The following is a 10123-nucleotide window of genomic DNA, read 5'->3' as shown; positions in this document are numbered from 1 at the left end:
TTCGGCCGGAACGGTGGCGCGCTTTCCGCCGCGGGTTACGGCGGCGCGCGGCGCCAACATGCCGAGGATCGCCTCCAGCGCGTCCTCGGCCTTGCCCTCCTGCACGAAGCCGATAATGGCATTGATCAGCACCACGCCGAAGATGACGCCCGCATCGAGCCAGTGCTGCAACAGCGCGGTGACCACCCCGGCGACGATCAGGACGTAGATCAAGACGTTATGGAACTGCGCCAGGAAGCGCATCAAAGGGCTGCGCGGCTTGGCCTCAGGCAGCTTGTTTGGCCCATAGTCGGCGAGTCGCCGCTCGGCCTCTGACTGCTTGAGCCCGTCTCCGGTGCTGTTGACGCGCAGCAGTACCGCGTCGGTATCGAGCGCGTGCCAGTCCACTGTCTTGTCGGTTGTGTCAATCATCGAGCGTCTCGTGGTTAGCGCCTCGAGGCGAGCCTTGATCGCATCCTATCAAGGCGAGCGCGCAGAGCATAAGGCCCAACCCCTATTGATCCGAGTCCTTATTGAACGCGACGCCAAAGTCGCCGCACGACGACGATCATGAGATCGCCTGGTGGTACTGCTGGCAACCACCGCGCAAGCCAGGGCGCGACCAATGCGCTGACGATGGCCGCAGCGATCAGCGCCACTGCTGCCACTGGAACAGAGAGCCAGGGCGCCGAGACCCAGGACACAGAGGACGGCGCCGATAACGCCGAAAATGGTAACGCCAGCGGCACCAACGGCGGTGCGACCATGAAGCCGTGGGTGATCAGCAGGGCCCAACCCCCTGTGAGCAGGGCCAATACCAGCGGTCTACTTGGAGGCAGCCGGGTCTCAGGTTCGGTGCTGCAGACCGATGTCATTAGCATGGGGCCGATCAGGCAACCGAACAGGCCACAAGCGGCGATGATGAAGCCGTTTTCGATGTCGAAGGTCAACACGCCAGCCAGACCTAGCACCGCATCGGCCAACAAGAGCACGGTAAAGCCGTTCAGTAGCCAGTCGAGCCAAGACCGACGCGACCAATGCCGCGCGCCCTGCACCAACAGCGCTGCCAGCGCCAGCCCGGCTTGCCCCAAGACCAGCGCCATCGCCAAGGCGCGCCCTTCGGCTTCAGGCGCAGGCATCAGCGCACCGAGCTCGCCCCCGGCCAGGCTCACTAGCAGCAGCCAGAGTCCGCTCAGCGCGCTGATCGAATACCCGAGCAAGGCCCGTAAACCGCGTTGCAGCAACCCCAACAGGACCGCGAGCGCCGTGCCGGCCAGTGCGAGCGAGGACAACAGCAAGCTCGTCTCGGTATCGGACAGCGCGCCTGGCGCTAGCAACCTCAGCCAAGGCAGCAAGCCAGCACCAAACACGAAGCCAACCAACATCGGACTCAGCTCAACTGCGGGACCGGACAGCATCCGCGGCAGCCAGGCGTGCAGGCCGAACACCGCCGCTTTGGCGCCAAAACCGAGCAGCGTGAGCAGCAACAAGACTAGGCTCCCGCCGATCGTGGCGCTGGGCACCGCCGAGAGCGCAAGGCTCAGCCCCACCCCAGCCTTCACCAGCATCAACAGCAGCTCGAACACCAACAGATCGCTGAGCACTAGCACCACCACGAAGGCACGTGCCCCTGGCTGCCGGGCGGCAAGCCCATAGAGTGCATAGCCACTCACCGTCGAGGCGAGCAGGAGCACGACCAGGTTGCCAGCTACCGCCAGTCCGAAGCTGCCAGTCATCGCCAACAGAAAGAGCAATGCCGGGCCGCGATGGTATAGACGGTCAGCCGTCAGCCAGCCGGCGATGAGCCACAGCAGCGCCAATAAGACCAAGAAGGGGCGTCCTATGGGATCGAGCATCAGGCTGCTGCCGAGCATCAGCTGCGGGAGCAACAGCTCTGTCTGGGGCGCCCCAAGCCCAGCGAGCAACGCCGGCAGTGCCGCCCAAGGCGCCATCGCGCCGACGAGCCCAGCCGACCCTGGAACCGACAGCAGCCCCACTAACGTCAGGGGCGCAGCCAAGACCAGCAAGGGCGCCCACTGACCGAGGATCTCCAGCAGTGAGACGATGCTCATGGCTGATAGAACTCACGCTCGGCGATCAGCCGCGCCCATTCGAGGGGCGTAAAGGGCATCGATGCGAACAGCCCGATCAGCAGCGATAGTGCAGCCGTGACCAAAGGCGGCAGCAACAGCAGCCAGGCGGTTTCCTTGGCTCCGAAGTCACGCTCCTCAGGCCAGGCCGCAGGCGGCTCGCAGAACCAGGCCCGATGCAGGATCGGGAGGAAATAGGCAGCATTCAACAGGCTACTCCCGGCCAGCACGAACAGCGGCCAATGCACGCCCGCCTCGAGTCCCCCAAGGCCGAGATACCACTTGCTGATAAAGCCGGCCACTGGTGGCAGCCCGATCATGCCAAAGACCCCGATGGTGAAGGCAAGCATGGTCCAGGGCATGCGTCGGCCAACGCCATTCATCTCGCTGACCTCATGGATACCCAGGGTCTCGGCCAGATTGCCTGCGCAAAAGAACAGCGTGATCTTCATCACGCCCTGATGCACCAGATGGACCAGACCACCAACCGTTGCCAAGGGTCCGACGATGGCGACCCCGAGCACGATGTAGGAGACCTGACTGACCGTCGAGAATGCTAGCCGACGCTTGAGGTTGTCCTGAGCGAGCGCACGCACCGAGCCATAGAGGATGGTGAAGGCCGCCACTAGCGCCAGCGGCCCAGTGACGCCCAGCTCGGCCGCGACCTCGACACCGAAGACGTCATAGACAATGAGCACGAGGCCAAAGGCGCCGGCCTTGACGACCGCCACCGCATGCAGCAGCGCGCTCACCGGCGCTGGTGCCACCATCGCCCTCGGTAGCCAGCCATGCAGGGGCACCAGCGCCGCTTTGACACCGACCCCAATGATCAGCAGCACGAAGATCGCGATCAGCGACCAGCGATGGCTCTCGGCTAGGCCAGCGACAAAGCCACGGGTGGTAAAGGTCAGGGTCCCAGCGAGCGTGTACAGCCAGACGGTGCCGGCCAGCAGCAGCGCGCCGGCCACCACCGTATGCGCGAGATAGACCTGTCCGGCGCGCCGTGCAGCCTCGGTGCCACGATGCACCACCAGCGGATAGGTGGTCAGCGTCAGCAGCTCGAAGAACAGCAGAAAGGTCAGCAGATTCCCGGCCATCGCGACGCCAACGGTTGCGGTGACACAGAGACTGAAGAAGCCGAAGACGCGGCTACGGTTCGGCGAGTCTTCCAGATAACCGATCGCGTAGAGGGTGGTGAGCAGCCAGAGCCCGGCCGAGAGGGTCAGAAACAGCAGCGACAGGGGCCGGACCCGCAGCACCAGATCGAGCCCCGGCAGCAACGGCAAGCTGGCCGCGTACTGTTGCTGATGGAACACGCCCCAAAGCATCGCCCCGACCAGCAGCAGCTTGACCACTGAGCCGGTCAGATTGAGCAGCGTGCGCGTCCAGTAGCGTTGCTCGGCGAGGAAGAAGATCACGAGCCCCGGCAGCAGCGAGCTGGCTAGCACCAGCAGCGGCAGCCAGGCGTTCGGTGGTAGCGCAGCATCGATGGTTGGCATCATGGCGTGGGTCCGCTCCCAAGCGCCGCCATTACCGCTCCCGAAACCGACGCAAGCTCTGCAACTGCCAGGTCATTCTGGGTTGCGACTGCCCCCGCGAACGGCTCACCAACCTCGAGCAGCGGCCAGAGCCAGGGCGCGGCAAAGCCCAGCAGGATGGCACCGAAGGCCAACAGCAGCGCACTCCATTGCATCGCCCGCGGCACCACCTCGCCCTCTTGAGCGATCTTGGTCGGGGTGAAGGCGTAGCCGACCACCTTGAACACATAACCGGCAGCCAGCACCCCGCCCACCAGCACCACCAAGGCCAGCCCCCAGCGGCCCTGGCTGAAGGCCGCCTCGAGTAACAGCCATTTGCCGATGAAGCCCCCACTCGGCGGCAGTCCCATGATGCTGACACCACCGAGCACGAAGGCGGTTAGGGTTAGAGGCAGCCGATGGACCGAGCGGTCGAGATCGGCGATACGGTCATGGCCGGCAAAGCGCAGCAGGCTGCCAGCGCTGAGAAACATGGCCGCCTTGGCCAAGCCGTGCGCCAAGGCGAGGTAGAGCGCAGCCTGCCAGGCGACCTGGGCCAAGGCCGAGCCGTTGTCCATTGCGGCGCTTGAGAGCGGAAACGCCAAGAATAGATAGCCGATCTGCGCCACGGTCGAGTAGGCAATGAGCAGCTTCAGCCGGCGCTGGCGCAATGCCTGCGCCGAGCCCCAGAGCACCGCGGCGGCGCCAAGCAGTCCCAGCAGCTCCGGTAGCAGCGCTGGCAGCGGCCCGGCAAGCCCGCCAAACAGGTCCAGCCACAGACGCAGCAGCAGATAGAACGACCCCTTGATGACCAACGCCGAGAGCAGAGCGCTGACCGGTGCCGGGGCGCTCGCGTGCGCCGGCGGCAGCCAGAAATGGAATGGAAACAGGGCCGTCTTCAACAACAGCCCCGCCACCATCACCAGCAGCGCGGCTGAGGTGACCGCGCTGGCGCCGATGCGCTCGGCCAGTAACCCGATATCCACAGTGCCATAGCCGTGGTAGAGCAAGGCCACGCCGAGCAGATAGGCGATCGAGCCAACCAAGCTGACGAGCAGATAGCGCATGGCTGCATTCAGCGCCGTCGCGCTGCCACTGAGCGCGGTCAGTGCCGCGGCCGATAGCCCGAGCACCTCGAACATCACGTAAAGATTGAACAGATCCGCCGACAGATAGAGCCCGTTCAGCGCTGTCCACAACAACAGCCAGAGCGGCCAAAACCAACGCCGCTGCTCTGGATGCTCGGCAAAGTACGAGGCCGCGAAGGCGCTGACACCAAGGCCGACCAAGGCCGTCATCAACAGCAGCGCCGCGCTCAGCCCATCAGCCCAGAGATCGATGCCGAGCGGTGCTCCCCAGCCGCCGACCATCACCCGCAGCGGCCCCTCGCTGAGCAGGCTCTGCACCAAGCCCAGGGTCGCGAGCAGGACCAGCACCGCCGCAGAGAGCCCCAGCCAGCCGGCAGCACGGGGCACGAGAAAGCAGGCCAAGGCAGCCAGCAGCGGCACGAACACCAGCGCAGCGGCCCAGTCAGCGCCGCTCAAGAACAGCATCGGCATCCTGCTAGTCCCCGCCGCCGTCGTCGAGCCAGGTGCGACCGGTTGCCGCACGCAGTGCTTGGATCATCGCCAGCGCCAGCGCGGTTGCTGCCACCGCAACCACGATCCCGGTCAGCACCATCGCCTGGGGAACCGGGTCTGGCTCGGCACCGGGCGCGCGCCTTGCCAGCCCGGCCAGGAGCAGGAATACGCCGCTGCTGATGACATTGAAGGCCAAGACCTTGCGCAGCAGATGACGTTGCACCAGCAGCGCATAGAGCCCGAGCACGATCAGTCCGACACCGGCCAACGCAAACACCAGCACCGAGATCATGGCCGACCACCAATGAATAGAGCCGCCAGAATGGCGCCGATTGAGAGCGTGGCCGCCAGCTCGATACTGAGGATCGCAGGCTTTGCCCAGCCGGACGGATAAGCGAGCAGCGGCTGGCCGAAGCCGATCACGGCCAGGCCAATGAGCGTGAAGACCAAGACGCCGAGCACCAGTGCCAACCGCAAGGGCCAGCCAGTCGAGCTCGGCGGCATCCGCCAACCGCTCAGCCGCAATAGCACCCCAGCGGCACCGAGCACCGAGCCGGCCTGGAAGGCCCCGCCAGGTGCATAGGCACCGACCCACACGAGATAGGCCGCAACCAGGATCATCATCGGCGCCAGCAGCCGGCTGAGTGCCGCAAGCGCCGGCTCCGGCTCCTCATCGGCCAGGTGTGGTGCCGTCGACAACGACCAAACCCCGATCAGCGCCAGCAGCAGCACCGCCAGCTCGAGCAAGGTATCGTAGCCGCGAAAGTTGAGTAGCACGGCCGTAACCGGATAGGTAACGCCGGACTCGTCGAGCCGTGCCTCGACCAGATGGCTGAGCCCAGGCGATGGCAACCATAGCTGCCAAACCGCAACGGCGAGACCGGCTAAGGGAACGAGCAGCATCAAGGCGATCAACAGCCGCAGGCTGACCGGTGCCACACCGCGCTCTTCCTCGATGGCTGCGCTGGCACGACGGGTCCTCGGCTCAAGCTCGGAATCGGGCCTGGGCTTGCGTTCGTGCTTGCGTTCCTGCTCGCGCTCGTCACTGCCCTCGGCGAGCATCAGCTGACAGGCCTGTCGAGCAGCAGGCTGCTCTCTTGCCGCAGCCGTGGTCTCCGGCTCGCTCGAGTGCAATTTCGCCAGCGCGGCGAGCAGCAAGGCACCGGTGACACCCGCGCCAAGGGCGATCTCGGCAAGCGCGATATCAATCGCATCCAGCCGCACCCAGACCAGACCTAGCACCAGTCCGAGGGCGATGAACAAGACCACGGCGCGAAACAGATCCGGACTGTTCAGCGCACGCCAGGCCAGCCACAGCAGGGTCAATGCCAGCAGTAGATCGATCGCTACCGGCAGTAGGCTCAACCACGCCATGGCTTGATCCCCTTGGCCTGCGCCCAGCTCGCGACCAATTGCCCAGCGGTGGCTGAGGCAGCGAGCAGCAACAGCCAGATGAAGAGCAGCTTGCCGGCCGCAGCGAGTGATTCGGCCTGCAGCATCAGCCCCAGCACCATCAGTCCAAGGCCCAGATTATCGGCCTTGGTCAACGCATGCAGCCGGGTGTAGACATCCGGGAAGCGCAACAGACCTAGGGTTCCGGCGAGAAAGAAGACCGCGCCTGAGACCAGCAAGAACGCCGATAGACTAACGAGCATGCTGGCCTCCCGCTGATGGCTCCTCACCCTGCCCGTTCTCCTCTGCAGGTGTCTCGCTCGCATTGCGCTTGCCATGAACGGCATTGCCGACAAGCGCCCCGGCTGACATAGGCTCGGCACCGACTACCTCGGTGCTATCCGCCGCTTGCACGACCGCTTCCTCGGCCGAGGTCACCATGCGCGAGCGGTGGGTAAAGGCCGTCACCGTGATCGCCGCGAGCAGCGCCAGCACCAGCGCCACATCGCGCAGTGCCGGCTCGCCGGAGACCTCGGCGAGCAATAGCAGCACCGCTGTTGCGGTGGTACCGAACAGCTGAGCTGCCAGCATGCGATCCGCAGCGGTCGGCCCCCGACGGATGCGCCACAGGCCAGCGACAAGGGTTAGCAGCAGGAACAGGATCAGGGCAAAATACAGCGTCTGCATCAAGGCGTTTGCATCGATTAAGTTGTCTGTCCGTCAAAAACCAGGCAGCCGATAGACCGCGCCGATGCGCTGCTCGAGGCGTTCGAGGTCACGATGCCAATGGCCACGCCGATCGAGCACATGCACCCGCAAGTGCCCCTCGCAGATCACGGCCAGTGTGCCCGGCATCAGGCTGACCAGGCCGGACATCAGGACGGTGGCTGGCCCTGGCGGCAGGCGTAGCGGATAGTCGATCAGATCCGGTGTCAGTGGCAATGGCCGTCTGAAGGCCCGCAGCGCCACATCGATCCCACCCAGCAGCGAATTCCAGAGAAAGAAGGCGATCAGCCGCAGCAAGGCCAGCGGTGCCACCGGGTGCAAGGCGTCTGTGGTCGGGTGCGCGCGAAACCGCGACAGGGTACTGAGCAGCGCAGCGGCGAACACAAAGGGGGCACCAAACAGCACAGCGGCCTGCTGACCGGTGGTCAACAGCCACCACAGCAAGGCGAAGACCAGCAACCGCCACGCAAGCGCTGCGGCGAATGCCGCGGCCGACAACGACATCAAACCTCCTGACAACAACAGCTAGGCCGGGCTGGCATCGCGCCAGACCATCGATCCTTTGCCATAAAAGGGTCTCACAGATACGACCCCGGCGGAACTGCGCAAGACGACAGCATGAGCTTGACGGGTATAGCATGCGTCATCCAAGAACGATCACGAGCCCCGATGAGCGAGACCGAGCTGAACCAGATTCGACGCCGTTTTAGCGACGCCTATCGTGCCCGCGACTATGGCGCTTGTACCGAGCTAGCGACGAAGGGCCTGCAGCTGGCCGAGGCCAGCCAAGACATCAAGACCCAGACCCTAATGCTGGTTTGGCTCGGCGAGAGCCACTGGCAGCGCAAGGAGACCGAGCGAGCCGTGGCAGCGCTCAGCCGCGCCGCTACAGCCGAGCCACCGGCCGACCCAGGTGATGTCTTCAACGCCCTCTCCACTCTGCTGAGTATCGCGATCCTCGAGCGTCCGCTCGCGCAGGCACGGGCGCTAATCGCGCAGGGTCACAGCCACTTGCAACGCCATGATCAACAGCGCTCGCGCCACATGCTTGACCTCAGCGAAGGCGAGCTCGCCGCCCGAAGAGGCGACTGGCAAGCAGCGCTGCAGCACTATCGTGATGCCTATGAGCACCAGCGCGGCGATACCGGCTCGCCCCGTTTCACCCTCGCCTCTTACCTGATCAAGCTTGCCGAGGCGAGCTTCATGCTGGGCGATGCGAGGACGCTGAGCGATTGCTGTCGTCAGATCGACGCCGCGCAAAAACTGGTCGAGGGCGATCGGCTGCGTGCCGAGCAGGCACGTCTGCTCTGCTATCGGGCTGGGATCGCCGAGCCACCCGGTGCCCGGGGTGGCGCGGCAGCGACGGCACGCCGTGTCCTGAGCTGGCTCGAGGAGATTGACGGTCATCAGGCCGACTATGCCCGTGATGCGATGCATGTGCTGCTACGCGAAGGCGACTGGCTCAGCGTCGAGACCTGGCTCGACTACCCGGGCATTGGTGATGACCCATGGATGCGCGGGGATCTGCATCTGGCACGGGCACGCCAAGCGCTCGGCTTGCCGGTCAGCGACCCGGCTTGGCCAACGGCATCTCCGAGCACTGAGGTGATCACCAACGGCGACACGCCAAATGCGGAGATCCGCCCAAGCAGGCTCGCCAAGACGCGAGATGACCTCGAGGCTGCGCGCGCGCATTATGTCGACAAGCAAGCCTGGGCCGCGCAGGAGGATCAACGACTGGAAACCGATCATCACCGCCGGCTTCTTGATCAACGTCTGCAGCAGGTTGATGCAGTCGCCACCTTAGTGCGATGAGCCCAGCCTACCGGTCTGTTACGCGCGCCAAGCGTGCTCTGCGCACGCCCTTTAGCTGGCCCAAGTCCCAGCACATCGATAACAACGAAGCGTCCATACAACACGAAGTGAGAGTCAGGTTACGCCATGACCACTGAGCTAGAGATTCGCCAGATGACCCACGCCGAGGTCAACGAGCTGGTCCACTGGGCAGCGCGCGAAGGCTGGAACCCCGGGCGACACGATGCCGAACTGTTCTGGGCGACCGACCCCGATGCATTCATTGCCGCCGAGCTCGAGGGTGAGCTGATCGGCGGCGGCGCCATCACCTCCTATGCAGCCGAGTTCGGCTTCATGGGCTTCTTCATCGTCCGACCCGGATTCCGCGGCCGCGGCCTCGGCAACCAGATCTGGCACGCTCGTCGCGCGCGGCTGCTCGCGCGCCTCCAGCCTGGTGCCAGCATCGGGCTCGATGGCGTCTTCACCATGCAGGACTACTATGCCCGTGGAGGCTTCGTCTTCTCCCACCGCAACATCCGCTTTCGCGGCGAGCGAGGCGCCCAGCTAAGCACGCAAACGGCAAATACGTTCCAAGATGGCAGCGCTGGCTCGATGGCCTCGGAGCAGGAGCAGACCGATGCCCACAGCAGCGTCCTGATGCCGCTTACCGAACTGCCCTTCGACGACCTCCTCGCCTATGACCGGACCTGCTTTCCGGCATCACGGCCGGGCTTCCTCAAAGGTTGGATTACGCAGCAAGACGGACTCGCGCTCGGCCTGTTGCGTGACGGTGAGCTGAGTGGCTATGGCGTCGCGCGACGCTGCATCGAAGGCTACAAGATCGGACCACTGTTCGCCGATGATGCGGAGGCGGCGCAAAACCTGTTTGCCGCGCTTTCGGCCTTTGCCGGCGATGAGCCGGTCTTCATCGACGCCCCCGAGAACAATCCTGCCGCGCTCGCGCTAGTGCAACGCCATGGCATGGTCGAGGTCTTCGGCTGCGCCCGCATGTACCTGGGGCCAGTCCCTGATATCGCCCATCAGA

Annotated in this window: 11 protein-coding genes; 2 read left to right on the top strand and 9 right to left on the bottom strand. The window is 64.8% G+C overall.

Annotation, left to right across the window (positions count from 1 at the left end):
* The 9 genes from ACY693_RS08965 to ACY693_RS08925 all read right to left on the bottom strand — a co-directional run.
* Window positions 1-408, bottom strand: a 408-nt coding sequence (locus tag ACY693_RS08965) for a cation-transporting P-type ATPase (RefSeq protein ID WP_462321486.1), incomplete at its 3' end; no start/stop codon positions are given.
* Between the two features lie 101 nt (window positions 409-509).
* Window positions 510-2051 carry a proton-conducting transporter transmembrane domain-containing protein gene (locus ACY693_RS08960; RefSeq protein WP_462321485.1) on the bottom strand — a complete coding sequence of 514 codons (1542 nt, stop codon included), beginning with the start codon at window positions 2049-2051 and terminating at the stop codon, window positions 510-512.
* Entirely contained in the window at window positions 2048-3571 is a 1524-nt protein-coding gene (locus ACY693_RS08955; RefSeq protein ID WP_462321484.1) for a complex I subunit 5 family protein, read from the bottom strand. Before ACY693_RS08955 ends, ACY693_RS08960 begins: the two co-directional genes overlap by 4 nt.
* Window positions 3568-5145: a complex I subunit 5 family protein gene (locus ACY693_RS08950; protein ID WP_462321483.1), complete on the bottom strand. Its 1578-nt coding sequence runs from the start codon at window positions 5143-5145 to the stop codon at window positions 3568-3570. The genes ACY693_RS08955 and ACY693_RS08950 overlap by 4 nt, the downstream gene beginning before the upstream one ends.
* Window positions 5146-5149: 4 nt before the next feature.
* On the bottom strand, window positions 5150-5458 hold the full coding sequence (locus ACY693_RS08945) for an NADH-quinone oxidoreductase subunit K (protein ID WP_462321482.1): 309 nt from the start codon (window positions 5456-5458) through the stop codon (window positions 5150-5152).
* Entirely contained in the window at window positions 5455-6540 is a 1086-nt protein-coding gene (locus tag ACY693_RS08940; protein ID WP_462321481.1) for a hydrogenase subunit MbhD domain-containing protein, read from the bottom strand. The genes ACY693_RS08945 and ACY693_RS08940 overlap by 4 nt, the downstream gene beginning before the upstream one ends.
* Window positions 6528-6821, bottom strand: coding sequence for a monovalent cation/H(+) antiporter subunit G (gene mnhG, locus ACY693_RS08935; RefSeq protein WP_462321480.1), 294 nt, complete (start codon window positions 6819-6821; stop codon window positions 6528-6530). The genes ACY693_RS08940 and mnhG overlap by 13 nt, the downstream gene beginning before the upstream one ends.
* On the bottom strand, window positions 6811-7245 hold the full coding sequence (locus ACY693_RS08930) for a monovalent cation/H+ antiporter complex subunit F (RefSeq protein WP_462321479.1): 435 nt from the start codon (window positions 7243-7245) through the stop codon (window positions 6811-6813). The genes mnhG and ACY693_RS08930 overlap by 11 nt, the downstream gene beginning before the upstream one ends.
* A gap of 33 nt (window positions 7246-7278) precedes the next feature.
* Window positions 7279-7788 (bottom strand): Na+/H+ antiporter subunit E, encoded by a 510-nt coding sequence (locus ACY693_RS08925; RefSeq protein WP_462321478.1) that lies wholly within the window; start codon window positions 7786-7788, stop codon window positions 7279-7281.
* Between the two features lie 165 nt (window positions 7789-7953).
* On the opposite strand from ACY693_RS08925, the gene ACY693_RS08920 reads away from it, so the two are divergent.
* Both ACY693_RS08920 and ACY693_RS08915 read left to right on the top strand, forming a co-directional pair.
* Window positions 7954-9099: a hypothetical protein gene (locus ACY693_RS08920; RefSeq protein WP_462321477.1), complete on the top strand. Its 1146-nt coding sequence runs from the start codon at window positions 7954-7956 to the stop codon at window positions 9097-9099.
* 126 nt (window positions 9100-9225) lie between these two features.
* The coding region (locus ACY693_RS08915) for a GNAT family N-acetyltransferase (RefSeq protein ID WP_462321476.1) at window positions 9226-10123 on the top strand (898 nt) is incomplete at its 3' end.

It is taken from the genome of Halochromatium sp. (assembly GCF_054919635.1).
This window is presented reverse-complemented; position numbering and strand designations above follow the sequence as displayed.

Excerpts from the sequence above, each read along its gene's own strand:
- ACY693_RS08945 (WP_462321482.1), bottom strand. The coding sequence starts at position 5,458 with ATGATCTCGGTGCTGGTGTTTGCGTTGGCCGGTGTCGGACTGATCGTG.
- ACY693_RS08920 (WP_462321477.1), top strand. The coding sequence starts at position 7,954 with ATGAGCGAGACCGAGCTGAACCAGATTCGACGCCGTTTTAGCGACGCC.
- ACY693_RS08955 (WP_462321484.1), bottom strand. The coding sequence starts at position 3,571 with ATGATGCCAACCATCGATGCTGCGCTACCACCGAACGCCTGGCTGCCG.
- ACY693_RS08940 (WP_462321481.1), bottom strand. The coding sequence starts at position 6,540 with ATGGCGTGGTTGAGCCTACTGCCGGTAGCGATCGATCTACTGCTGGCA.
- ACY693_RS08925 (WP_462321478.1), bottom strand. The coding sequence starts at position 7,788 with ATGTCGTTGTCGGCCGCGGCATTCGCCGCAGCGCTTGCGTGGCGGTTG.
- ACY693_RS08960 (WP_462321485.1), bottom strand. The coding sequence starts at position 2,051 with ATGAGCATCGTCTCACTGCTGGAGATCCTCGGTCAGTGGGCGCCCTTG.
- ACY693_RS08930 (WP_462321479.1), bottom strand. The coding sequence starts at position 7,245 with ATGCAGACGCTGTATTTTGCCCTGATCCTGTTCCTGCTGCTAACCCTT.
- ACY693_RS08950 (WP_462321483.1), bottom strand. The coding sequence starts at position 5,145 with ATGCCGATGCTGTTCTTGAGCGGCGCTGACTGGGCCGCTGCGCTGGTG.
- mnhG (WP_462321480.1), bottom strand. The coding sequence starts at position 6,821 with ATGCTCGTTAGTCTATCGGCGTTCTTGCTGGTCTCAGGCGCGGTCTTC.